The organism is Streptomyces sp. NPDC058872 (assembly GCF_042743065.1).
Classification (GTDB): domain Bacteria; phylum Actinomycetota; class Actinomycetes; order Streptomycetales; family Streptomycetaceae; genus Streptomyces.
Map to the genome: position 1 here is coordinate 25,569 of NZ_JBHYMK010000050.1, position 24,846 is coordinate 50,414.

19 protein-coding genes are annotated in these 24,846 nt (G+C 69.0%); 15 read left to right on the plus strand and 4 right to left on the minus strand.

Annotated features, from left to right (window positions below; genetic code table 11):
- Window positions 1-23 precede the first annotated feature (23 nt).
- On the plus strand, window positions 24-683 hold the full coding sequence (locus tag ACFW22_RS26910) for a histidine phosphatase family protein (protein ID WP_386409242.1): 660 nt from the start codon (window positions 24-26) through the stop codon (window positions 681-683).
- Window positions 684-751: 68 nt separating this feature from the next.
- Window positions 752-1,660 carry an ADP-ribosylglycohydrolase family protein gene (locus ACFW22_RS26915; RefSeq protein ID WP_386409244.1) on the plus strand — a complete coding sequence of 303 codons (909 nt, stop codon included), beginning with the start codon at window positions 752-754 and terminating at the stop codon, window positions 1,658-1,660.
- A gap of 68 nt (window positions 1,661-1,728) precedes the next feature.
- Here the strand turns inward: ACFW22_RS26915 and ACFW22_RS26920 are convergent, their stop codons facing one another.
- Window positions 1,729-3,282 (minus strand): MFS transporter, encoded by a 1,554-nt coding sequence (locus ACFW22_RS26920; RefSeq protein WP_386409246.1) that lies wholly within the window; start codon window positions 3,280-3,282, stop codon window positions 1,729-1,731.
- Between the two features lie 132 nt (window positions 3,283-3,414).
- Here ACFW22_RS26920 and ACFW22_RS26925 point away from each other — a divergent pair, with 132 nt between their 5' ends.
- The 3 genes from ACFW22_RS26925 (at window position 3,415) to ACFW22_RS26935 (ending at window position 5,602) form a co-directional block, all read left to right on the plus strand.
- Window positions 3,415-4,032 (plus strand): TetR/AcrR family transcriptional regulator, encoded by a 618-nt coding sequence (locus ACFW22_RS26925; protein ID WP_386409248.1) that lies wholly within the window; start codon window positions 3,415-3,417, stop codon window positions 4,030-4,032.
- 115 nt (window positions 4,033-4,147) lie between these two features.
- Window positions 4,148-4,858 carry a ribonuclease HII gene (locus tag ACFW22_RS26930; RefSeq protein ID WP_386409250.1) on the plus strand — a complete coding sequence of 237 codons (711 nt, stop codon included), beginning with the start codon at window positions 4,148-4,150 and terminating at the stop codon, window positions 4,856-4,858.
- Window positions 4,859-4,963: 105 nt separating this feature from the next.
- Window positions 4,964-5,602 (plus strand): hypothetical protein, encoded by a 639-nt coding sequence (locus tag ACFW22_RS26935; RefSeq protein ID WP_386409252.1) that lies wholly within the window; start codon window positions 4,964-4,966, stop codon window positions 5,600-5,602.
- 57 nt (window positions 5,603-5,659) lie between these two features.
- Here ACFW22_RS26935 and ACFW22_RS26940 read toward each other — a convergent pair whose 3' ends face one another.
- Together ACFW22_RS26940 and ACFW22_RS26945 are read right to left on the minus strand one after the other, a co-directional pair.
- Window positions 5,660-6,289, minus strand: coding sequence for a hypothetical protein (locus ACFW22_RS26940; RefSeq protein ID WP_386409254.1), 630 nt, complete (start codon window positions 6,287-6,289; stop codon window positions 5,660-5,662).
- Window positions 6,290-6,537: 248 nt separating this feature from the next.
- On the minus strand, window positions 6,538-8,721 hold the full coding sequence (locus ACFW22_RS26945; protein WP_386409256.1) for a RecQ family ATP-dependent DNA helicase: 2,184 nt from the start codon (window positions 8,719-8,721) through the stop codon (window positions 6,538-6,540).
- A gap of 141 nt (window positions 8,722-8,862) precedes the next feature.
- Here ACFW22_RS26945 and ACFW22_RS26950 point away from each other — a divergent pair, with 141 nt between their 5' ends.
- From ACFW22_RS26950 to ACFW22_RS26980, 7 genes are all read left to right on the plus strand, one after another.
- A complete protein-coding gene (locus ACFW22_RS26950; RefSeq protein WP_386409258.1) occupies window positions 8,863-10,305 on the plus strand; it encodes a DUF4192 domain-containing protein in 1,443 nt (480 codons plus the stop codon).
- Between the two features lie 115 nt (window positions 10,306-10,420).
- Complete coding sequence (locus ACFW22_RS26955; protein ID WP_386409260.1) at window positions 10,421-12,508, plus strand: glycogen debranching N-terminal domain-containing protein; 2,088 nt, start codon at window positions 10,421-10,423, stop codon at window positions 12,506-12,508.
- A gap of 108 nt (window positions 12,509-12,616) precedes the next feature.
- Window positions 12,617-13,384 carry an NUDIX domain-containing protein gene (locus tag ACFW22_RS26960; RefSeq protein WP_386409261.1) on the plus strand — a complete coding sequence of 256 codons (768 nt, stop codon included), beginning with the start codon at window positions 12,617-12,619 and terminating at the stop codon, window positions 13,382-13,384.
- 122 nt (window positions 13,385-13,506) lie between these two features.
- A complete protein-coding gene (locus ACFW22_RS26965; protein WP_386409262.1) occupies window positions 13,507-15,342 on the plus strand; it encodes an ATP-binding cassette domain-containing protein in 1,836 nt (611 codons plus the stop codon).
- Between the two features lie 160 nt (window positions 15,343-15,502).
- Window positions 15,503-16,390: a FadR/GntR family transcriptional regulator gene (locus ACFW22_RS26970; protein ID WP_386409264.1), complete on the plus strand. Its 888-nt coding sequence runs from the start codon at window positions 15,503-15,505 to the stop codon at window positions 16,388-16,390.
- A 373-nt stretch (window positions 16,391-16,763) separates the two neighbouring features.
- Window positions 16,764-18,302, plus strand: coding sequence for an RNA polymerase sigma factor (locus tag ACFW22_RS26975; RefSeq protein WP_386409266.1), 1,539 nt, complete (start codon window positions 16,764-16,766; stop codon window positions 18,300-18,302).
- Window positions 18,303-18,443: 141 nt separating this feature from the next.
- Window positions 18,444-19,262, plus strand: coding sequence for a S1 family serine peptidase (locus ACFW22_RS26980; RefSeq protein ID WP_386409268.1), 819 nt, complete (start codon window positions 18,444-18,446; stop codon window positions 19,260-19,262).
- A gap of 128 nt (window positions 19,263-19,390) precedes the next feature.
- Here ACFW22_RS26980 and ACFW22_RS26985 read toward each other — a convergent pair whose 3' ends face one another.
- Window positions 19,391-19,621: a hypothetical protein gene (locus ACFW22_RS26985; RefSeq protein ID WP_384884854.1), complete on the minus strand. Its 231-nt coding sequence runs from the start codon at window positions 19,619-19,621 to the stop codon at window positions 19,391-19,393.
- A 433-nt stretch (window positions 19,622-20,054) separates the two neighbouring features.
- On the opposite strand from ACFW22_RS26985, the gene ACFW22_RS26990 reads away from it, so the two are divergent.
- From ACFW22_RS26990 to ACFW22_RS27000, 3 genes are all read left to right on the plus strand, one after another.
- Entirely contained in the window at window positions 20,055-22,172 is a 2,118-nt protein-coding gene (locus ACFW22_RS26990) for a type IIA DNA topoisomerase subunit B (protein ID WP_386409270.1), read from the plus strand.
- 448 nt (window positions 22,173-22,620) lie between these two features.
- Window positions 22,621-23,106, plus strand: a complete 486-nt coding sequence (locus tag ACFW22_RS26995; protein WP_386409272.1) for a DUF485 domain-containing protein — start codon at window positions 22,621-22,623, stop codon at window positions 23,104-23,106.
- Window positions 23,103-24,695 (plus strand): cation acetate symporter, encoded by a 1,593-nt coding sequence (locus ACFW22_RS27000; protein WP_386409274.1) that lies wholly within the window; start codon window positions 23,103-23,105, stop codon window positions 24,693-24,695. The genes ACFW22_RS26995 and ACFW22_RS27000 overlap by 4 nt, the downstream gene beginning before the upstream one ends.
- Window positions 24,696-24,846: the final 151 nt, after the last annotated feature.

Sequence of the window (24,846 nt, forward strand, 5' to 3'; positions counted from 1 at the left end):
GAGCGGCGTTCTAGGGTCGGGGTATGGCACGACCGCGGCGCATCGTCCTCGTACGGCACGGAGAGTCGGAGGGTAACGCTGATGACACGGTGTACGAGCGCGAGCCCGACCACGCCCTGCGCCTGACAGAGACCGGATGGCGACAGGCAGAGGCGACGGGGGAGTGGCTTCGGGGGCTCTTCGGAGAGGAATCGGTCAGCATCTACGTTTCGCCGTACCGCCGTACCCATGAGACGCTCCGGGCCTTCCGTCTCCCCGCCCGCCAGGTCAGGGTGCGGGAAGAGCCGCGGCTGCGGGAGCAGGACTGGGGCAATTGGCAGGACCGGGAAGACGTCCGACTGCAGAAGGTGTATCGGGACGCCTACGGCCACTTCTTCTACCGCTTCGCCCAGGGCGAGTCCGGTGCCGACGTCTACGACCGGGTCGGTGCCTTCCTGGAGAGCCTGTACCGCAGCTTCGAAGCCCCCGACCATCCGGAGAACGTCCTACTGGTCACCCACGGGCTGACCATGAGGCTCTTCTGCATGCGTTGGTTCCACTGGACGGTCGCTGAATTCGAGTCGCTGTCGAATCCCGGAAACGGGGAGACGCGCGTACTGCTTCTCGGGGAGGACGGTAAGTATCGCCTGGACCGGCCTTTCGAACGTTGGCGTACCCCGGATCCGTACGGGCACACCGGATAGACCCGGCAGAACCATCTTGGCGGTGGATGGTGCTGGATCCGCTGGCAACGAATTAGAGTGGCAGACCGATGACCGCTGACTCCTCACCCGAACGGCGCTTCGATCGCGCCCTGGCCAGCCTGCGCGGGCTGGCCGTGGGAGACGCCCTGGGCTCCCAGTTCTTCGTACCCTCCCACTACCCCCTGCTGAAGCGCCGGGAGCTGCCCGCCGGCCCTTGGCAGTGGACCGATGACACCGAGATGGCTTGTTCCGTTCTGGCCGTCCTCGTTCGCCACGGCCGGATCGAGCAGGATGCCCTGGCCATGTCCTTCGCAGAGCACCATGACTTCGACCGCGGCTACGGACCGGCGGTCAACCGGATGCTCCGACTCGTCCGGGAGGGGGGTGACTGGCGGGAACTCGCGGCCGGGCTCTTCAAGGGACAGGGGTCATGGGGCAACGGTGCCGCCATGCGGATCGCCCCGCTGGGGGCCTGGTACGCGGACGACCCGGAGCAGGCGACCCACCAGGCCGAGATCTCCGCCTACACGACCCACCAGCACAGGGAGGCCGTGGTGGGCGCCATGGCGATTGCCGCGGCGGCAGCGATCGCTGCGAACCCCGCCGGGCCGCCCACCCCCGAGGCGCTGCTCGACGGAGTCATTGCCCTCGTGCCGCGCAGCGCGGTCGGAGCGGGGCTGCGACGGGCCCGTGACATGCTCGACTACGGCGATGCGGGCACGGTCGCCGCGGTGCTCGGCTGTGGCAGGAGGACGAGCGCTCACGACACGGTCCCCTTCGCCCTGTGGTCGGCTGCCCGTGGACTCGGTGACTTCGAACGGACCTTCTGGACGACCGCCCAGGTCGGGGGGGACGTGGACACGACCTGTGCGATCGCCGGGGGCGTGGTGGCCTCAGCGGCTGCGGGCGCACCGCCTGCTGAGTGGCTGCGGCAGACCGAGGACCTTCCGGGATGGGCCCTGCAGCGGGCCGTCTGATGAGGAGCGTCGTTCTCCGGCCCTCTCCACAGGTCCGGGGAACGACGCTCCGCCTTCGGTGCCGAAGCTCAGCCCACCGGCCCCGCGGCCTCTGCGCGCCCGCTCAGCGCTTCCAGGTCGCTCTTGCGCACCCGGATCACGAGGACGGCCGTGACCAGGGCGATCAACACCATCCCGACGGCGGCGGTGAAGGCAGAGGAGATGCCCGAGGTCAGCACGTCGTGGCCCCAGGGAGCGGGAAGCTCCTTCGTCTTGACGGCCGCTGCTTGCTGCTCGGGCGTCGAGTGTGCGAGGAAGTCCGGCAACTGCCTCTCGCTCTCCTTGCGACTGGCTGTGCCGAAGACCGTGACCAAGATCGACAGGCCGAGTGAGCCGCCAACCTGTTGGGTTGCGTTGAGCAGACCCGATGCCGCACCGGCTTCGTGCGGGGCCACTCCTGAGACGGCGGTGAGCGTGAGCGTCACGAAATTGAGGCCCATGCCGAAGCCGAACACGACCATCGGGCCGAGGACGCCACTGAGATAGCTGCTGTCCGAGGAGATGAACGTCAACCAGCCGAGTCCCACGCCCGTGAGGGTCGATCCGGTCACCATGAACGGTTTGGGACCGAGCGCCGGTAGCAAGCGCTGGGCGATTCCGGCACCGATGCCGATGGCTGCAGTCACCGGAAGGAAGGCGAGGCCGGACCTGACCGGGCTGTAGCCCAGGACGTCCTGCACCCACAGCACGATGAAGAAGAACATCCCGAACATGGCTGCCGCCAGGCTGAGCATGATGACGTACGTGCCCGAACGGTTGCGGTCCGCGAACATCCGCAGCGGGGTGATCGGCTCCCTCGCCCGAGACTCCACCACGGCGAAGGCCACGAGGAGGACCACCGCAGTGATGAAGGAGCCGATGGTCAGCTCGTCCTTCCATCCTTCCTCAGATGCATGTATGAACCCGTAGACCAGAGCTGCCATCCCGAGCGTCGAGGTCGCTGCGCCGGCGACGTCGAAGCGGCCGGGGTGGCGCTGGGACTCCGCGATGTAGCGGGGGGCGAGGAAGGCGATCACTAGGCCGATGGGCACGTTGACGAACAGCACCCAGCGCCAATCGAGCCATTCGGTGAGCGCTCCACCGGCGAGCAGGCCGATCGCACCGCCACCCGCGGAGACTGCAGCGAACACGCCGAAGGCCCTGTTGCGCTCGGGCCCTTCGGGGAAGGTCGTGGTGATCAGCGCGAGCGCGGTGGGCGAGGCGATCGCACCGCCCACCCCCTGCAGGGCTCGTGCGGCGAGCAGTTGCCAGGGCTCCTGGGCGAATCCGCCGAGGAGGGAAGCGAAGGTGAAGAGCAGGATCCCGGACATGAACACCCTGCGGCGGCCCAAGATGTCTCCGGCGCGCCCACCGAGGAGCAGCAGGCCCCCGAACGTGAGGGTGTAGGCACTGAGTACCCACGACAGGTCGGTGGTCGAGAAGGAGAGCGCGTCCTGGATGTGCGGCAGCGCGATGTTCACGATGGTGGCGTCGAGAACGACCATGAGCTGACAGGCGGCGATGACGGTCAAGGCGATGCCCGGCCGAGCTGCGGCGCGAGTGGTCCCGTCCTCGGTCTGGGTGTCTACCCGAGAAGTTGTCACTATGGATCCCCCACGGAAGAATTAGTGAACGCACTCGTTCACTGTTCGCCACGGTAGTGAGTGCCGCGCAGTGAACGCAACCGTTCACTGTGTGCTGCTGGTGAATCGAATCGCGTCAACGGAGAGTTCCCCATGGTCACTTCGCGGTCTGCGGCTGCTGCTCGGTTGGAGGGGGCGGTGCCGCGGCGCCGTGGGCCCGTTCTCGAACGGGCCATCCTGGAAGCCGCACTCGATCAACTGGGTAGTGTCGGCTGGAGCGGACTCACCATGGAGGGCGTCGCGGTCGGTGCGCAGACGGGCAAGGCCGCCGTGTACCGCCGGTGGCCCTCGAAGGAGGACCTCGTGGCGGACGCTCTCCAGGCCGGCTTGCCCACGCTCGACGAAGCCCCCGATCGTGGCCGGGTGCGGGAAGACTTGTATGAGCTGTGTCGCAGCATTCGGGACGTGATGTACTCCAAGCCCGGCTTCGCGCTCCGAGCTGTTCTTCACGAATGCGATCATGAGGCGGCTGAGCGCTTTCATGGGTTGATCACTACAGGCATTGTGGAGCCGTTCAAGCGTCTCTTCCGGGACGTTATTCGGCGAGGGATTGCACGTGGAGAGGTGCGTTCTGATGCGCTCGACGACCTTGTCCTCGACGTCATTCCTGCGATGATGATGTACCGCTCAAAAGTGTGCGGAAGCGAATGGGTGGATGATGAGATCGCCGATGTGATCGACCGGGTCATGGTTCCCCTCCTGCGCGTCTGAGGGAAGCGGCGCCCCCACGGGGGGGCCGTGTAGGCAAGGGCACGTCGAATTCCAGGTACTCGTGGGGAATCCGGGTGTCGCACGAGGCATCGAGCGGCGTAACCTATCTGGCGCCATGCCGTACGAACCTCCCACCCACACCGTCGAGCGGTCGCTCCGAGCCACCACCGGCGCCAAGATCGTCGCCGGTGTCGATGAGGTCGGACGCGGAGCATGGGCCGGTCCCGTCACGGTGTGTGCGGCAGTCACCGGCCTTCGGCGCCCCCCGGAGGGGCTCACCGACTCGAAGCTCCTGACCCCCAAGCGCCGGAACCAGTTGGCCGCGGAGCTGGAGGGCTGGGTCACCGCGTATGCACTCGGTGATGCCTCTCCGCAAGAGATCGACGAGCTCGGCATGACGGCGGCGCTGCGGCTCGCGGCCGTCCGCGCCCTGGAGGGGCTTCCCGTACGACCTGACGCAGTCATTCTGGACGGCAAGCACGACTACCTCGGAAGCCCCTGGCGGGTTCGTACGGTGATCAAAGGAGACCGGTCCTGCATCGCCGTTGCGGCCGCCTCCGTCATCGCAAAGGTCCGGCGCGACACCCTCATGGCTGAGCTGGGGGCCGAGGACGGTGAGTACGCGTCGTTCGCCTTCGGGGCCAACGCGGGCTACCCTTCGCCGGTCCACAAGGCAGCGCTCGAAGAGCGGGGGCCCACCCCGTACCACCGACTCTCCTGGTCGTACATGGACGCGCTGCCCCGGTGGCGCCACCTCAAGAAGGCTCGTCTCTCTGCTGAGGCAGCCGCGCTGGAGAGCGGGGGCCAACTCGGCTTCGACTTCTGAACTTCCGGCTGTGGACCCCTGTTGAAGGGCCGTCCACGACGCCGGGGTGCACATGCGTGCCCACCCGCCGGTGCTCCGCGCAGCGGCGTTTGATAGACATCATTCATGCCTCTCATCCCCGAGGAGTCTCAGATTCACGAGAGCGCCCAGGGTCCCCGCGCCACCGCGGCTGCCGGCCGCCCCGCGTCGACCCCCCGTCCCGTACCCGGTCCGCGTTCCGCGGCCTCTCCACGCCCCGGACGTCCCGTTCCGGGGCCGGCGAGGCCTGCCGCACCGACTCCCCGCCCGCACCCCGGTGCTGGCCCGTCTCCGGCGCAGCGCGCGGAGAATCGTTCCGACCAGCCATCCACCCCGCAGCTCCAGCTGATCCCGGCTCCGGCCGACGGTGCGCTCGACGCTGCTGAGGAGGCGCTCGACCTGCTTCTGGACAGTGGACGGGCGCCGGGCGAAATCCTGGTGCTCACCACCGGTGATCCGCACCCGTGGGCGGCTCATGAGCTGTCCTTCGGTGAGGACGCCTACTGGGCCCAGCAGGACACCGGTGACGACGTGTTCTTCGCGGACGCCTCCATGGTGGAGCGTGCCGCCGCCCGGCCCGTGGTGATCGTCGCCGTCAACGGCGGGGACGAGTCCACAGTGGCCCGGGCTCTTCCGGCCGCCCTGGGGTGCGCGGGCGCACTGCTCGTCGTCTGCGGCGACCCACAGCGCATCACGGCGCTTCTCGGCGCGGGCGCCGGAGTCTGACCGAGCCCTCTCCGCCGGACCCCACCGGGTCCGGCGGGGCCCGATGGGGCTGTGCGATCAGCGTGCGGCAGCTCGGCGCAGGGGGTCGCTCGCGCCACTCGCGATCCTGGGGGCGAGCCGGTCCGGCTCGTCCGGCCCTTCCCCGAGCGCTAGGGGCTGCGAGTCGGAACTCGGCCGACGACCTCCACGCCCCTCGCCGAGCACCTGCCAGCCTCCTTTGGTCAGCGTGATGTACGCGCCACAGCGGAGTCCGTGCAGAGTGCACGCGTCTCGGAGTCCCCACATCCAGGCCCCGTCCTCCTCGGTCCAGCGGTCGTCGCCCTCGCGGCAGTACAACAGGACCGCGGTCCGAACCGGCGCGCGTCTGCGGAGGTCATGTGGAATCACCCGCCGCAGGTGCGCGAGAAGCGCATTCCGGAACTCCCAGCCGTCGGCCGCGACGGGCCGTCGGACGAACGAAGCGCTGGCGGCGAGTCGTTCCTCATGGTCCAGTACGGCAAGCACCGCCGTCCTGGGGGTGGGTGTGTGACGGGAGTGCAGGCCACTGACGACTTCACGAGGGTTGCGAAGCAGGGGAACTCCGGCCGCTGCCCACTCGGATGGCTCGAGTATCCGGGCGAGGCGGCTGGCGGACTCGGACGACGATCTGGGTGGGGCGGCTGTGGGCGGAGCGAATCCGAGGGTCACGGTCCTCCCTTCGGATACACGCCCGCGAAGCGGGCAAGGTCGGGTGAGGGCGCACCACGGCACAGTCCTTCCGGACCGCTGACGGGCCGTGCGGGGCGGTTTCCCAATTCTTGCTGGCCCGTGCGCGAGCGGCAACGAGCAATTGAGACCGCTGACGGGAATGAGTCGGTATGCCACTCATATCCCTGCCCAGTTGCTCATTGTTCACTCCCCGTTCCCTCCCTCGTCTCACTTCTGGCTGTTGCGTCTCAGGCTTGGACGGCGAGCACCAGGGGGAACACCCCCTCTGCTCCGGCCCGCAACAGCAACCGAGCCGCCACGGCCAGTGTCCAGCCGGTGTCAGAGAGATCGTCCACGAGGAGAACCGGTCCACCGAGTGCAGCCAGTTGCCCGGCCAGCTCCGGAGGGACCGTCAGGGACCGTTGCAGGCCGACGACCCGCTGGGCGCTGTTGGTCCGAGAGACGTGGAGGTCTTCCGCTTCCGGCGCGTACTCCACCATGCCCAGGAGCGGCATCCTGCCGACCTCGGAGATCCGCCGCCCGAGCGATTCCACCAGACGGGGCTTGCGGCGGGAAGCCACCGTGACCACACCGGCGGGCCTGACCGGTGCGTCGCTCGCGCCGGAGGCCCATCCGCCGTGTCCCTTGGCCCAGTCGGCCAGTACCTCCACCACCGCCTGTACGACGTCGTCCGGTACGACCGCGTCGGGCGTGCCGTCGGCCAGCAGCGGGCGTAGCCGATTGCCCCAGCCGATGTCCGACAGCCTTCCCACCGCACGCCCGACGCGTGCTTGCTCCCCGGGAGGGATGCGCCCCTTCAGGTCCACCCCGACGGCGGGGAGCCCCGTGGGCCACATCTTCCGGGGCTCGACTTCCACACCGGGCCGGCCCAGTTCCCCCATCGCCGCGTCCAGTGCCGCGTCGGACACCTTCGGGTCGAACCGGGCCCCCGAGCAGTTGTCACAGCGACCGCACGGGGCGGCCTCCTCGTCGTCCAGCTGGCGCCGCAGGAATTCCATCCGGCACCCGGTCGCCGCCACGTACTCGCGCATCGCCTGCTGCTCGGCGGCCCGCTGCCGCGCCACCCACGCGTACCGGTCGGTGTCGTACGTCCAAGGTCGCCCGGTGCTTTCCCAACCCCCCTTCACCCGGCGCACCGCACCGTCCACGTCGAGTACTTTGAGCATGATCTCCAGCCGGGTCCTCCGCAGCTCCACCAGCGGCTCCAGCGCAGGTAGCGATAGCGGTCGGCCCGCGTGTGCGAGTACGTCGAGGGTTCGCCGCACCTGCTCCTCGGCCGGAAAGGCCACCGAGGCGAAGTACCGCCAGATCGCTTCGTCCTCCTGGCCGGGCAGGAGCAACACCTCCGCGTGCTCCACTCCTCGCCCGGCCCGGCCGACCTGCTGGTAGTACGCGATCGGGGAGGACGGCGAACCGAGGTGCACCACGAAGCCCAGGTCCGGCTTGTCGAAGCCCATGCCGAGGGCTGAGGTGGCCACGAGCGCCTTGACCCGGTTGGCCTGGAGGTCGTTCTCCGCCTGCTCCCGGTCGGCGTTCTCCGTCCTGCCCGTATAGGAGGAGACGGCGTGTCCGCACTGGCGCAGGTAGCCAGTGACCTCGTCGGCCGCGGCAACGGTGAGGGTGTAGATGATGCCGGAGCCGGGGAGCTCACCGAGGTGGTCGGCAAGCCAAGCCAGCCGATGTGCTGCGTCCGGCAGTTCGACGACGCCCAGGCTCAAGCTCTCCCGGTCGAGGGGGCCGCGCAGCACGAGGGCGTCCGTGCCCGCGCCCGTGCCGAGTTGTTCGGCAACGTCCGCCGTGACCCTCGCATTGGCCGTCGCGGTCGTGGCCAGCACCGGGACACCTGTCGGGAGGTCGGCCAGCATCGTCCGAAGCCGACGGTAGTCGGGTCGGAAGTCGTGACCCCAGTCCGAGATGCAGTGTGCCTCGTCGACCACGAGCAGCCCAGTGGTGGCGGCCAGCCGGGGCAGCACCTGGTCACGAAAATCGGGATTGTTCAGCCGCTCGGGGCTGACCAGGAGGACGTCCACTTCTCCGGCGGTCACTTCTTCCTGGATCGTCTGCCACTCCTCGGTGTTCGACGAGTTGATCGTGCGGGCACGGATGCCCGCACGAGCTGCTGCCTCCACCTGGTTGCGCATCAACGCGAGTAGCGGGGACACGATCACGGTCGGTCCGCCGCCTTGCTCGCGGAGCAGCGAGGTCGCCACGAAGTACACGGCCGACTTGCCCCAGCCGGTCCGCTGCACCACCAGTGCTCGGCGCCGGTCGGCGACCAGTGCTTCGATGGCTCGCCACTGGTCCTCGCGCAGCCTGGCCTGGCCGGTCTGGTCGGAGACGAGACGGGCGAGCACGGCATCGGCAGAGGCGCGGAGCGCGGCGCGGTCTTCCAGAGACGCTTCGTGGGTCATGGCTCCATGCAACCCGATGGCTCGGACATCGTGCCAATGGCATGTCGAACCCGTGGACAAACCGATGGCGAACCGAACGGGCGATCCGGGAGTTATCCACAGGGGTTTCGGATTTCGGTAGATCACGAGACGGTCTTCACCATGAACGCGAATCACCGTGAAAACAGCGGATCCTCCCGTACCCAGCAGATCACTCTGAGGGGCCCGGCGGAACTTGCCGACGCCCTTCCGTTCGTGCTGGGATTCCACCCCAGCGACTCCGTCGTGTTGATCGCCCTGCACGGAGAGCACGGTCGTTTCGGCGGCCGGGTCAGGATCGGGATTCCCCGCTCGCCCGAGGAGTGGGCGTCCACCGCCGACCACCTTGCCGAGTGTCTCGTCGAAGGGGGCACGCGGTCCGGTGCCCGACCGGACGGCATCGTGGCCTTTCTCTGCCAGGACCCGAGGCCAGGGGAAGCGGGACGTGCCGTCATGGAGCGGCTGAAGCCCTTCGCGCAGCGCCTGCGTACGGCCTGTGGTGCCCTCGACATCCCCGTTTACGAGGCCCTGTGCATCACCGACGGACTCTACTTCTCGTACTGCTGCCCCGACACGCGTTGCTGCCCACCGGACGGCACGCCGCTCGCGCTCAGTGGCACCTCGGTGATGGCGGCGGCTGCGGCCTACGCCGGGGTGCAGGTGCAGGGCTCCCTGCGGGACATGGAAGCACGCCTCCGGCCGGGCCACGGGCGCGGGGAAGAACAGCGGGCCGCCCTCGACGCGGCGGCCTCATCGATCGTTCCCCAACTCCTCGAAGGAGTCGAAGCGGAGGCGCGGCAACGGGTGCGCGACGTGACGCTGCAACTCGCCCGTGAGGTCCTCCGCCGGTTCGCCAACCAGAAGGGCCCCAGGGAACCGCGGACGCGCAACGACCCGACCGGCCCGGTCGACGCACCGACCGTAGGACGTTGGTCCGGCCAGCGGCCGACCAGCACCACCACGACGGGGAGTGACGCCGCAGACGACGCTCTGATCACCGATGAGGAAGCGGCCACACTGATCCTCGGCCTCCAGGACCGGGTCACCCGCGACCGCGCCGCTGAGTGGATGGAGGGCTGGGAGGGAACCGCCGCGCTCCGGCTCTGGCGCGCGCTGGCACGACGCTGTGTCACCCCCTATCAGGAGCACGCTGCCGCACCCCTGACCCTCGCGGGTTGGGCGGCCTGGTCCACCGGCGACGAACCGAGCGCCCGGGTCGCTCTCGGCCTCGCACTCCAAGCCGACCCCGAGTACGTCTTCGCCCGCCTTCTGCACCAGGCCTGCAACGAAGGACTCAACCCGGAGTCGCTCCGTTCCTGTCTCAGGAGCGAACGCGATGCCCGGACCACCTCGGCCCCGGAGAATCCGTCGCCTTCCCCACAGGCCCGGATGAGGGCGGCCGGCAGGCGGGGAACCCCGCCGGGCCCCGGCAAGCCCGGCCGCCGGGCAGGAGGCAACGCGCGCCGAGAGGCGGCCGGAGTCCGGCCCTGCGGACCCGCCGCGGGGAGGCCGGCGGGAGGAACGCCGCGTCACGGTGGGCAGCGCGGCTCCAGGAGTGGTCGATGACGACCGTGACCCCACCGGCTGCAAGCGCGTTCAGTTCTCTGGCGGAGTCGAGTGGACCCTTCCGTCGACGTACCGCCGGCTGTCCGGCTCCCACAGAGAGCACTCCACATCCGCCATGGCTCCCCGTTCCGTTCCGGCCCCCGGCCCCCAGAACACACCTTCACCTGCACCGGGGCCCGGGTACTCCTCCGCGCAAACGTCCGACACGAGCGCTGCCGTACCGCGCGCGGCGAGGCCCGTTGAATTCCCCTCGGTGCACGACGCGCTGCTCTGCGTGGCGCTCCCGGCCCTCACCTGGTGCGCTGGGCACGGCCAGCTCACCGGTGAAGGACCCGAGGGCGTCTACCACGCAGGGAAGCGGCTCCTGTCCCGCTGCGTCCTGCGCGTGGCGGGACGCGAACCCGTTGCGCTCCAAGGCCGGATGGCGGCTGCTGACCGAGCGGTCTTCCTGGGCGTCCTGCGGACCCCCGGCGACACGGGACCAGATCCCGTCCTCACCGTCGAACGAGCACGAAGCGCCGACGGAAGCGAGCGGATCGCCCTGCGCAGCGCCGCTCCCCGTCTCCTTCGCCTCCCCGTGGAGCTGGCCCTGGGGACGGACCTCGCGGACTTGGGCTCGATCGTCTCAGGGAGGGGCGGACGTGAGATCACCCCGAGTGTCCACGGCACCGGACTGCGATGGACCGGGGACGATGCGCGGTCCGTCGCCGTCACGGCGGACCCCCCACCCATGGACGCCCTGGCAGCAGCAGGAGTCCTGCGCTGGGAGGTCGAGCTGCAGCCCGGGGCTACTTTCGTCCTCCGACTACGGGTGCACGGGGAGTCGGCCGTCCGTTCTCCCGCCTCCTTGGGCGCGGGGTCCGGACGGCCCGGCGGGCACCTCTTCGCTGATGCCCGAGCCGAGGGCGACGACCCGAGGCCGGGGGAGCTGCTGAAATCCTCGATCGAGGACCTGAGGGGTCTGCTCCAGCGGGGCCCCGTCCACCCGACGGACGTGTACCTCGCAGCCGGCGTGCCCTGGCGATGTGGGCCGGTCACTGCCGAGGCGCTCTGGGCAGCCCGCATGTGCCTACCGCTCGGCACCCGGCTCGCCGCCACGACACTGCGCGCCCTCGGTCGTGCCCAACTGTCCGGAGAAGGAAACGAATCCGGTCGGATCCAGGGGCCGCTCAGGGATGCAGGCCCCCATCTTCCACCCCGCTGCACAGGCATCGAGGCCACCCTCGCCTTTCCCGTGGTGCTTGCCGAAGCCCGGCGTTGGGGACTCCCCGCAGCGGACCTGGAGGAGTTGCTTCCGTTGGCGGAAGGGTGTCTCGGCTGGCTCCGCCGCACGGCGGTCCGGCACGGGTTCGTCCCGGACCCGACGCCCGGCGGGCCCTGGCGTGCAGAAACACAGGCGCATGCGCACCGCGCTGCCCTGCTCGGTGCCGACCTGCTCGATGCCTGTGGGAAACCCGGCGGAGAGGCCCTGCTCGACGTCGCCAAGGTCATGCGCGAAAGGTTTCGGCGCGAGTTCTGGCTCGACGATCCGGCCGGAGGCCGCCCTGCTGCCGTCCTCATGGCCGACGGCTCCAAGCGGGCGCAACTCGGAGGCTGGGTCGCCCATCTGCTCGACACGGGACTGTTGGGGGGCGGTCGGTATGCGACCGGCCTCTTGGACAAGAGCGAGTCCGAACAAGTGGTCAGACTGTTGGCCACGCCCATGCTCGACTCGGGATGGGGAGTGAGGGGACTCGGCACGAGAGAGCCGGGCCACAATCCGTTCGGTCACCGGGCGGGTGCGGTCCGGGTGCACGAGACGGCGGTCGCCGTGGCGGCCCTTGCCGCAACAGGTCAGGAAAGGGAAGCCAGCTCGCTGCTGAGAGGGCTGCTCGATGCGGCGGAGGCCTTCGGCCATCGGCTTCCCGAGATGTACGCGGGCGAGCAGCGGACTGCTGGTGCACACCCGGTTCCGCATCCGGCTGCGTGCCGACCGGCCGCCGTTGCTGCTGCGGGAGCGCTCCAGTCCCTCCTGGCCCTTGCCGGAATCAGGCCGGACGTGCCGGGCCGTTCGGTGTCGCTGCACCCGTTGGCCTCCGCCCCGCTCGGGGCGATCCGATTTGCAGGGCTCAGGGTGGGGGGCGAACCCTTCGCAGTAAGGGTCGGCAGGCTGGGGCTCGGTATGGTCGAGGAGGCCGCAGAAGGTCTTCAACTGGGGGTGTGACGGATGCCGGGTGCAGAGGCCGGGGCAGCTTCGCGGAGTGGGAGGGATGCCGTGGTCGATGCTTCCACCGGGCGTGTTTATCGTCAGGAAGACGACTATGATCGCGGCATGCCTCCCTACGACCCGTCGGCCTTTCCGCCCTTCGCCGTCACCGTCGATCTGGTCGTGCTCACCGTGCGCCGACACGCGCTCTGCACCCTGGTCGTGCGGCGAGGAGAGGAGCCGTTCCAGGGGTACTGGGCGCTGCCAGGCGGTTTCGTACGGGCCGAGGAAGACCTCGGTGCCGCTGCTGCGCGGGAACTGGTGGAGGAGACCGGCCTCTGTGCGCACGACCCGGCGGCCCCGTCGCCGGTACCGAGCAACGGTGCGCACCTGGAGCAGCTGGCGACCTACGGGGCGCCCGACCGCGACCCGCGCATGAGGGTCGTGAGCGTTGCGCACCTCGCCCTGGCTCCTGATCTTCCTGCTCCACGAGCGGGGGGCGATGCCAACAGTGCGCGGTGGGCCCCGGTCGAGGAACTCCTCCGGGAGGGCGAGGGTGCTGTGGTCGACGACGGGCCGGGGGCGCTTGCCTTCGACCACGCCCGGATCCTCACGGATGGTGTGGAGCGGGCCCGATCGAAGATCGAATATTCCTCCCTGGCCACCGCCTTCTGCCCTCCGGAGTTCACGGTCGGAGAGCTGCGGCGCGTCTACGAAGCCGTCTGGGGCGTGTCCCTCGACCCGCGCAACTTCCATCGCAAGGTGACCGGCACGCCCGGATTCCTGGTTCCTGCCGGTGGCACCACGACCCGTCAGGGCGGACGGCCCGCGCAACTCTTCCGGGCAGGTGGGGCGACTCTGCTCAACCCGCCGATGCTGCGTCCCGAGGTCTGAGGTCCATGGTCGTTCGCCGCTCCTGAGCGTCAACCTTGCACTGAAAGTCCGAAATATGACGCTATCTTGCTGCGGTAGCGCCGCCCTGCCGCGGAGCGGTGTCACCTACCGCGAGAGAAGCGATGCTCCAGGCAATCGGACTGACCAGCGCCCCCCGCCGCGATCGACCGCCCGTCCTGCACGATCTGACCCTTGAGGCCCGGCCGGGTGCCGTGACGGCTCTCCTCGGCCCCCGGGGGTCGGGCAAGAGCACCGCTCTGCGGCTCATGCTCGAACTCGAGCCGGGCCGGGGGATCACTTACTTCCGAGGCCGTCCGCTGCACCGCATCGCCCATCCCGCGCGGGAAGTCGGGGTGCTCCTCGGTGACGTTCCAGGGCATCCTTCTCGCACGGCCCGAGGGCAACTCCGCATGCTCTGTGCTGCCACGGGCGCTCCCGCATCGCGCGCCGAGGGGTTGTTGCGGGCCGTCGGTCTCACGGGGTTGGAGCACTGCAGGATCGGTACCCTGCCGCTCGGCGCAGACCGCTTCCTCGGTCTTGCCTCGGCCTTGTCGGGCGACCCGCACACCCTCCTGCTCGACGAACCCGGTGCAGGGCTTTCCGCCTCGGAAGGGGCCGCGCTGCACGAACTCCTCCGGAGGCATGCCGTCGGAGGGGGAACCGTGCTCTACACGACGCAGGACCCCAAGGACGCGGCCCGCAATGCCGATCGGATCGTTGCCCTCGAGGGCGGCCGGCTCCTTGCGGATCAGGATGCCGAGGAGTTCGCCCGCACCCGACTGCGCCCCCGGGTCATCGTCACGAGCCCGCACGCCGCACGTTTGGCCTCGGCCGTGGCACAGGAGGCCAGGGCGGCCCGCCGCGCGGTGGAGGTCGTCGTCGAGGCGGGCAACGGCCTGTCCGTCTACGGCAGTGACTGTGCTGCCATCGGCGACACTGCGTTCCGACACGGAGTGCCGATCCACCGCCTCGCCGATGAGGGCAGCGGCGGTGTCGTGGCTGCGGGGCGCGGGGGCGGCAAGGGACGGCAGGGACGCGTTTCAGTCGTTGAGGAGCCAGGGAAGGCCAAGGAGCGTGCGGGGGCTTCCCCGGATCGCGCCGGGATTTCCCCGGACGCCGATCGGTTCCCCGGAAACGCGGGCCGGGAAGCCGTGCTCCCGCTGCGGCGCACGCTCCACAAGCCGCTGCGTTCTCCCCTCCGCCCGCTGCGTTACGAGGTCCACCGCCTTCTCAGCCTGCCGTCCACCGCGCTCGTCGCAGCCGTAGTCCTGCTGGTTTCCGTCATGCTCGCCCTGCTTCTCGGTCGTGCCGGTCGCGCCGGGCTGCCCGCCGTCCTGGCGGGCTGGCCGGCGATTTCCCCGTTGCCGCCCGCGGCCCTCGGGGCCGGACTCCTCGGTGCGTTCTCGTTCGGCGAGGAGTACCGCTATCCCGCCCTCACCGCGGGGCGCGGAACCGTGCCCCGCAGGCTGGGGCTGCTCTTCGCGAAGCTCGTCGTGGCGGCGACCGTCGCCCTTGTGCTCGGGGTGCTCGTGGTGGGTGTCGATCTACAGGTCCTGTGGCTCTTCTACGGTGCCGACTCGATCCCCGTCCCAGACAATTGGCCTGTTTTGTTCGCTAGTTGGATGGGTCTCGTGATCGGCTGCGCATGGGCCGGAGTGCTCGGCGCGGGGGTGTTCAGGGCTGCTGCTGCCGGAGTGGCGGCGGTCCTCGCAGTGCCGATCGCGTTCGTCCCGTTGTTGCAACTGCTGCTGACCGGACCGTCGGTGCGGTCGGCAGCCGGAATCCCGGCACGGTTGCGCGGGTTCGCCGGACTGCAGTGGTCCCCGGCCGTGGACCGCTGGTTGGCAGGTGCGCTGCGGGTCGTTGGCCAACCCGCGGGAGTGGCGCTCTCCCTGGTGTTGACGGGGCTGCTCTGTGCTTACGCGTTCACCGGCCTTCGACGCAGGGCCCGTTGGTGATCGAGCGTGCACTGAATAATTCCGTTTACTGGACAACTCCCTTGAAGAATGTCGGAAATGTCCAATTAATCGTCAATTGTGCAGGCGGTGCCGATCACCCTTTCGTGTGCTTTTCACCAAAGACCTCAAGGGTCCCGGAGGCAACGCCGACAAAGGATGCGTGAGTACCCTTGCGCACACCATGATGACCGCCGCCCGCCCCGTTGACTCCGGCCTCGGCGCCCCGGGCGATCTCGACCGCTACCCCTATGCGGAGGCGCCCGGTGCGACCCGCGTGGCGCCGCCCTCCTGGGAGGGGGTGGACGGCGACCTGGGGCGCGTCGGTCGCAGGACTGCCGGGAGCCGGGGGCGCGGCCTCCACGGCCAGCTGGTTCAGCAGCTCGGCCAGATGATCGTCTCGGGCGACCTCGGAGCCGATCGTCCACTCGTCCCCGAAGAGATCGGCCAGCGGTTCGAGGTCTCGCGCACGGTCGTGCGCGAGTCGCTGCGCGTGCTGGAGGCCAAGGGGCTCGTCAGCGCCCGCCCGAACGTCGGCACCCGGGTCAGGCCCGTCAGCGACTGGAACCTGCTCGACCCCGACATCATCGAATGGCGGGCCTTCGGGCCGCAGCGTGATGACCAGCGTCGCGAGCTGAACGAGCTGCGCTGGACGATCGAGCCCCTGGCCGCCCGTCTCGCCGCCGGACACGGCAGGGAGGACGTGCAGCAGCGCCTCGCCGACATGGTCGAGATCATGGGGCATGCGTTCGCCCAGGGGGACGGCATCACCTTCTCCCGGGCCGATGCGGAGTTCCACTCCCTCCTCATCCAGCTGGCCGGCAACCGCATGCTGGAGCACCTGTCCGGGATCGTCGCGGCGGCGCTCCAGGTTTCGGGTGGCCCCGCCACCGGCTGTGACCGGCCGAGCGAGGCTTGTCTGGCCCACCACGCCCGGATCGTCGATGCGCTCGCCGCCGGGGACGCCCACGGAGCCGAGGGTGCGATGCGGCAGCTGCTCATGGTCCACCCCGAGGTGGAGCGCGTCGTCCCCGCTCCCCGCGAACACTGATCAGCGGTCCGTGGCCGGGAGTGCGAGAGCGCACGTGCAGTGCGCCGTCGAGTCCGAGCGTCATCAGGGCGGGTGGGTTCCGTTCGGGTGACGTTCGAGCCAAGCCGCGAGAATGTTCGCTGATCGGACGGTTTGGCCTCTTCGTCGCAAATGAGGTGTGACTCGGGCCACGAAGATTGGGCGTAACACTCCTCCGGGCCGTGCGATGACCTAAGAGGTGACAGCCGAGGAAGGAATACAGCGGCCCGTACAGGCGCTGTGTAGTTCCCCGGTCCAGCCCGCGCCGTCGACGCATTCCCCGTCGACGGTCGTCGGCTCCAGCTCGATCCAGAGCGGGGCCGGAAGCCGTTTCCATCGTTCCGAGAGGTTGTTCGTGTCGGCCAGCACATCCCGTACGCTCCCGCCGGAGATCGCCGAGTCCGAGTCTGTGATGGCGCTCATCGAGCGGGGAAAGGCTGATGGGCAGATCGCCGGCGATGACGTGCGTCGGGCCTTCGAAGCCGACCAGATTCCGCCAACCCAGTGGAAGAACGTTCTGCGCAGCCTCAATCAGATCCTCGAGGAAGAGGGTGTGACGCTGATGGTCAGTGCAGCGGAGTCGCCGAAGCGCGCTCGGAAGAGCGTCGCAGCGAAGAGTCCGGCCAAGCGCACCGCGACCAAGACCGTCACCGCCAGGACGACCGTGACGAAGAGCACCGTCTCGGCCTCCGCGACCGAGGGCGCCGACCCGGCCGACGAGACCGGATCGCCGGCCAAGAAGGCGGCGGCCAAGAAGACCGTCGCCAAGAAGACGGCCGCCAAGAAGACCGTCGCGAAGAAGACGGCGGCCAAGAAGACCACGTCCAAGAAGGACTCCGACGAGCTGGTCGAGGGCGAGGAGCTGCTCGAGGACGTCGCGCCCGGCAAGGGCGAGGAAGAGGAGACCGAGGGCGAGAGCAAGGGCTTCGTCCTGTCCGACGAGGACGAGGACGACGCTCCGGCGCAGCAGGTCGCCGTTGCCGGTGCCACCGCCGACCCGGTCAAGGACTACCTCAAGCAGATCGGCAAGGTCCCGCTGCTCAATGCCGAGCAGGAGGTCGAGCTCGCCAAGCGCATCGAGGCCGGCCTGTTCGCCGAGGACAAGCTCGCCAACTCGGACAAGCTCGCTCCGAAGCTCAAGCGCGAGCTGGAGATCATCGCCGAGGACGGACGTCGGGCCAAGAACCACCTCCTGGAGGCCAACCTCCGCCTGGTGGTGTCGCTGGCCAAGCGCTACACCGGCCGCGGCATGCTCTTCCTGGACCTCATCCAGGAGGGCAACCTCGGTCTGATCCGTGCCGTCGAGAAGTTCGACTACACCAAGGGCTACAAGTTCTCCACGTACGCCACGTGGTGGATCCGTCAGGCGATCACCCGAGCCATGGCGGACCAGGCCCGCACCATCCGCATCCCGGTGCACATGGTCGAGGTCATCAACAAGCTCGCGCGCGTGCAGCGCCAGATGCTTCAGGACCTGGGCCGCGAGCCCACCCCGGAGGAGCTGGCCAAGGAACTCGACATGACCCCCGAGAAGGTCATCGAGGTCCAGAAGTACGGCCGTGAGCCGATTTCCCTCCACACGCCTCTGGGCGAGGACGGCGACAGCGAGTTCGGTGACCTCATCGAGGACTCCGAGGCGGTCGTGCCGGCCGACGCGGTCAGCTTCACCCTCCTCCAGGAGCAGCTGCACTCGGTCCTCGACACGCTTTCCGAGCGTGAGGCCGGTGTCGTCTCGATGCGCTTCGGCCTCACCGATGGTCAGCCGAAGACGCTCGACGAGATCGGCAAGGTCTACGGAGTGACGCGCGAGCGGATCCGGCAGATCGAGTCGAAGACGATGTCGAAGCTCCGCCACCCCTCGCGCTCGCAGGTCCTGCGCGATTACCTCGACTGATCCGTACGAGGCGCTGAGCAACACGCGGAAGGGCCCGGCTCCCCGAGGGGAACCGGGCCCTTCCGGCCGTGCGCGGGTGCATCGCGGAGGCGTGTGCTGGACTCTGGGTGAACGAACATCACCCGAGAGTCAGGAGGCTCCATGCATGGTTCCCTCACCCGAGCATTGACAGGTGCTCTGGGCCTGATCGTCGCTGCGGCAGGGCAGCTCGTCGGCGCCGGTCCCGTGGTCGCCGACAGCGTCGTGGTGGGCGGCCGGCCGATCCAGATCACGGATGCACCGTGGGTCGTGGCGCTGTCCAGCCGTGACCGGTTCGGAGGTATGCGTGCGGGGCAGTTCTGTGGGGGCGTGGTCGTCGCTCCGACCAAGGTGCTCACGGCGGCCCACTGTCTGGGGCGCGAGGTGCTCGGGGGAGAACCGCAAGAGGTGCGCGACTTCGTGGTCATCGCCGGCCGTGCGGCGCTGCGCGGACAGGGAGGGCAGGAGGTCCGGATCTCGGACGCCTGGGTCAACCCTGCCTATGACCCGACGACCAACGCGGGCGACCTGGCGGTGCTGACCCTGACGAGCGCCCTGCCGGAGTCCCATGTGATCGGCGTCGCCGGTCCGGAGCACCCTTCGTACGCGCCCGGAACGGAGGCGGACGTTTACGGGTGGGGCGATACGACCGGCAGCGGGTCCTACGCCTCTGCGCTGCGGACGGCACGCGTTCAAGTGCTGCCGGACACCGCGTGCGAGCGGGCCTACCCGGGCGGTTTCGGTGCCCGCTACCAGCGCGAGACGATGCTGTGTGCAGGTGATCCGCGGGGCGGCAAGGACGCTTGCCAAGGGGATAGCGGAGGACCGCTGGTGGCAGGGGGGCTTCTCGTCGGCCTGGTGTCCTGGGGGAGCGGCTGTGGTCAGGCGGAGAACCCGGGGGTCTACACCCGCGTCTCCGCGGTGCTTCCGGCACGCTTCTGAGCCGGAAGGAAGCAACGCGGGCACCCGGGTGGTGGAGACGAGAGCGGGCGGTCACCCCGCGAAGTGCTGGGGTGACCGCCCGTCGTCCGGTCAGCGACCGGCACGGGGCTCGTCGTGGATGCGAGGCGTCAGTGGTCGTCGCCCATCGTGCGGGCCGGCACGTCCGTCAGCCTGTCCGTCTCATCCTGTATCTCAACGGCGATCTTCTTGAGTTCCGGCTCGAACTTACGTCCGTGATGGGCGCAGAAGAGCAAGTCACCTCCGCTGGTCAGGACGACGCGCAGGTACGCCTGGGCGCCGCAGCGGTCGCATCGGTCGGCGGCCGTCAGGGGGGTCGCGGGGGTCAGAACAGTAGTCACGTCGCCTCTTCTCTAGCTCGACGAGCTGTCGTACCAGGGTCAACATCCAACCAGGCCGGAAACGTTCCCGCTCGCGGCTTTTTCTTGAAACTTCTTCCCAAGGTGGCTGTCTGCTGCCGGTTGGCGGCGAATGAGCCGTATTGCTTCGCTCTACGGATTTCGCGTTGCTTGTGTCGGTTAGCCCTCCCGGCGGGGTTGCCGGTTGTTCATGAGGACGTGCCCGGAGCCTAAATGGTTCATGCCTGGAAGGGAACGTGATGTTTGCGTCACCCCATCGAGGGATCGAACATTCATACGAGGCTGGACTAGCATGGGGAATCGGGGAGGGTGGCGTGACAACGGCTCTACCAGGCATCGGTACCCTCTGAGCGGTGGCCGAAGCCGGGCCTTACCCCACCGGGCCAGATTTCAAATTCAGCGAGGAGCGAACCGCGTGACCGCCGAAACGTCCGTGCCGTCCAGTGCGCTGCTGACCGCAGACCGTGACGGTTCCAACTACACCGCGCGGCACCTGCTCGTACTCGAAGGGCTCGAAGCGGTTCGCAAGCGCCCCGGCATGTACATCGGGTCCACCGACAGCCGCGGCCTCATGCACTGCATCTGGGAGATCATCGACAATTCGGTCGACGAGGCCCTCGGTGGCTACTGCGATCACATCGAGGTCGTCCTCCACGAAGACGGTTCCGTCGAGGTTCGGGACAACGGTCGGGGCATTCCGGTCGACGTCGAGCCGAAGACCGGCCTCTCCGGCGTCGAGGTCGTGATGACCAAGCTGCACGCCGGAGGAAAGTTCGGCGGCGGCTCGTACGCGGCTTCGGGCGGTCTGCACGGCGTGGGCGCCTCCGTGGTGAACGCCCTGTCGGCCCGCCTCGACGTGGAGGTCGACCGGAACAGCGCGACCCACTCGATCAGCTTCCGCCGGGGAGTGCCGGGCGTCTTCACGGAGCAGGGCCCCGACAGCCCCTTCGATCCGGGCAACGGACTCGTCAAGGGCAAGCGCATCCCCAAGGCGCGCACCGGTACGCGCGTCCGGTACTGGGCGGATCGCCAGATCTTCCTCAAGGACGCCAAGCTCTCCCTGGAGACGCTCCACCAGCGCGCCCGGCAGACCGCCTTCCTCGTGCCCGGGCTCACCATCGTCGTCCGCGACGAGCGGGACCTCGCCGACGTGGGCAAGAGCGAAGAGACCTTCCGCTTCGACGGGGGCATCAGCGAGTTCTGCGAGTACCTGGCGCAGGACAGGGCGGTCTGTGACATCCAGCGCCTCACCGGGCACGGCACCTTCAAGGAGACGGTCCCGGTCCTCGACGAGCGCGGCCACATGACCCCGACCGAGGTCACCCGGGAGCTCGCCGTCGACGTTGCCCTGCGCTGGGGCACCGGCTACGACAGCACGGTCAAGTCCTTCGTCAACATCATCGCCACGCCCAAGGGCGGCACCCACGTCTCCGGCTTCGAGCAGGCCGTCACCAAGACGGTGAACGAGGTGCTGCGCTCGGCCAAGCTGCTGCGCGTCGCCGAGGACGACATCGTCAAGGACGACGCCCTGGAGGGGCTCACGGCCGTCGTGACGGTCCGTCTCGCCGAGCCGCAGTTCGAGGGGCAGACCAAGGAGATCCTCGGTACCTCCGCCGCCCGTCGGATCGTGGCGAACGTGGTGGCCAAGGAGCTCAAGGCATTCCTCACCTCCACCAAGCGGGACGCCAAGGCGCAGGCCCGTGCCGTGCTGGAGAAGGCCGTCGCCGCGGCGCGCACCCGGATCGCGGCCCGTCAGCACAAGGAGGCGCAGCGCAGGAAGACCGCGCTGGAATCCTCCTCGCTCCCGGCCAAGCTGGCGGACTGCCGCAGTGACGACGTGGAGCGCAGTGAGCTCTTCATCGTCGAGGGGGACTCGGCGCTCGGCACGGCCAAGCTCGCGCGGAACAGCGAGTTCCAAGCCCTGCTGCCCATTCGCGGCAAGATCCTCAACGTTCAGAAGTCGTCCGTCTCGGACATGCTCAAGAACGCCGAGTGCGGCGCGATCATCCAGGTCATAGGAGCGGGCTCGGGACGCACCTTCGACATCGACGCCGCCCGTTACGGCAAGATCGTGCTCCTGGTCGACGCCGATGTTGACGGGGCCCATATCCGCTGTCTGCTGCTCACGCTCTTCCAGCGGTACATGCGGCCCATGGTCGAAGCCGGACGGGTCTTCGCCGCGGTGCCGCCCCTGCACCGGATCGAACTGGTCCAGCCCAAGAGGGGCCAGGACAAGTACGTCTACACGTACTCGGACAACGAGCTCCGCCAGACCCTCATGGAGTTCCAGCGCAAGGGGGTCCGCTACAAGGACTCCATCCAGCGCTACAAGGGCCTGGGCGAGATGGACGCCGATCAGCTCGCGGAAACCACGATGGACCCGCGCCACCGCACCCTGCGCCGCATCAACATCGGCGACCTGGAAGCGGCTGAGCAGGTCTTCGACCTGCTCATGGGCAATGACGTGGCACCCCGCAAGGAGTTCATCACCGGTTCCGCGGCGACCCTCGACCGCTCGCGCATCGACGCCTGACGTGCGCCCGGGCGCTTCCCCCGCAGCCGGGGGAAGCGCTTCGCCCCGGGGGCGGTGACAACGACCCTTACCCTCCGCGGCGGAATCGCTGCGGAGGGTAGGGGTGCATCCGGTGGCGGCCCCGGTCCGGCCGCCTGTGGACGGGGTCACGGGCCGGATGGCAAAGCCAGTGGTGCATCCGGTGGGCGGACCGTTCGAGCAGGATCTCCCCCGACCGCTGCGGACGCCCGCAGTCGAGGTGAACCCCGCACCGACGAGCTCTCCGCGAGACCGGTCCACGATCGAGAGCGGGCCGTGGACACGCACATCGGCACGGCCCGGTCGGGCCGCCCGGGAAAAGAGTCACCTGATGGGGTGAAGAGAGGGAGGAGAAGAGTCCGGGATCTTCCCGCTCTGTCCATCCTTGGGCACGCGGCCGAAACGGTTCGCTGACAAGGAGAGTTGGTCGGTGGAGCAGGTGGACAAGCAACAGGGGCGCGGCGCTTCGGCGTTGACCGTGGACGACCCCTGGTACGACGCGGCAGCCTCCGAGCTGGACGGAGGCGCGGGAGCCGGGAGGCCCCGTGACGGTCGGCTCGACACGGTGCCGGAGCAGCGGGTCCAGGGCGCGGCCGAGATCTATCTGGAAGTCCAGCGCAGCCCTGCCTTCCAGGAGGTGCGCCGTCGCTACCGCCGGTTCGTCTTTCCCGCCACTCTGGCGTTCCTCCTCTGGTACCTCGCTTACGTGGTGGCCGCCATTGCCGCGCCCGGTCTGATGGCCCGGCCGGTCGCCGGCGTGGTCAACGTGGCCATGGTCGCGGGACTCGGGCAGTTCCTCAGCACCTTTCTGCTGACCTGGGCGTATGCCCGCCATGCGCGACTGCGCAGGGATCGGGCGGCGCTGGACCTGCGCTGGGACACCCAGGAGATGACCCGAGGGGTGGCGCAGCCGTGACCGGAAGCCATCAGACCCTGGCACTCGTGCTGTTCAGCCTCTTCGTCGCCGTGACCCTGGGAATCACCACGTGGGTGAGTCGTCGGAGACAGGGATCGGCCGAGGAGTTCTACGCCGGAGGGCGGCTGTTCTCTCCGTTGGAGAACGGCTTCGCCATTGCCGGGGACTACATGTCCGCGGCCTCCTTCCTCGGCATCTCCGGGCTGATCGCCCTCTACGGCTACGACGGGATGCTCTACTCCGTCGGCTTCCTCGTCGCCTGGTTGGTCGTCCTCCTGCTGGTGGCGGAACTGGTCCGCAACTGCGGACGGTTCACCCTGGCCGACGTCATCGCCGCACGGATGGCGGAGCGCCCGGTGCGGATCGCCGCCGGCACCTCCTCGGTCGCCGTCTCCGTGCTGTACCTGGTGGCCCAGATGGTGGGTGCCGGAAGCCTGGTGGCACTGCTGCTCGGCGGTTCCAGCGAGGCGGCGCGCTCCTGGACCGTGATCGGCGTGGGGGCACTGATGGTGATCTACGTGTCGCTCGGCGGGATGCGGGCCACCACCTGGATCCAGATCGTCAAGGCGGTCCTGCTCATGGCGGGCACCATCGCGCTGACCGTCCTCGTGCTGCTCCGGTTCCACGGCGATGTGAACGGCTTGCTCTCCACCGCGGCCGAACGCAGTGGGCACGGGCCGGACTTCCTCGCCCCCGGGCTCCGCTACGGCGGTGACTGGACGGCCCGTCTCGATTTCATCAGCCTCGGTCTTGCCCTGGTCCTCGGTACGGCGGGACTGCCGCACATCCTGTCCCGCTTCTACACCGTGCCGACCGCCCGGGCGGCCCGTCACTCCGTCATCTGGTCCATCGGACTCATCGGCAGTTTCTATCTGATGACCATCGTGCTCGGCTTCGGGGCGGCCGCGCTGATCGGCTCCGATCAGGTCCGTGCCTCCCATGCCTCGGGGAACACGGCCGTACCGCTGCTGGCCCTCGATCTCGGTGGAGGCGCTGGTTCCACCGGTGGCACGGTGCTCTTCGCGGTCGTCGCAGCCGTTGCCTTCGCGACGATCCTCGCCGTCGTCGCGGGGATCACGCTGGCTTCCTCGGCTTCCGTCGCCCACGACCTGTACGCCTCGCTGCGCCGTCGGCGTACCGAACCCCACAGCGAGGTGGCGGTGGCCCGCATCGCCGCCGCGGGGATCGGCGCCGCGGCAATCGGCCTCGGACTCCTCGCCCGTGACTTGAACGTGGCCTTCCTCGTCGGTCTGGCCTTTGCGGTGGCGGCCTCCGCCAACCTGCCGGTGCTGCTCTTCTCGCTCTTCTGGAGGAAGTTCACCACCCGGGGGGCGGTCTGGTCGGTATACGGAGGGCTGGTGCCGGCGGTGCTGCTCGTCCTGCTGTCCCCGGTCGTGTCGGGCAGCCCGGAGTCGTTGTTCCCGGGCCTCGACTTCCACCTCTTCCCCCTGCAGAACCCCGGCGTGGTCTCCATTCCGCTCGGTTTCCTCGCAGGGTGGATCGGCACGGTCACCTCACCCGAACCGCCGGATGAGGCACGGCAAGCGGAAACCGAGGTGCGGGCCCTGACGGGCGCGGGAGCCGTCTGAGGCCGGGCCCCGTGGTGCCCGGGCCGGGACGGCTCCCGGCCCGGGAGGCCGAGAGGCGGACGGCCGGAGCCGCGACCGGAAGGACGGGGGGACGGGTGCTTATCCTGGGGGGTTCCCACGGAAGTGGGACCTGAAGGAAGCGGAGGCACGT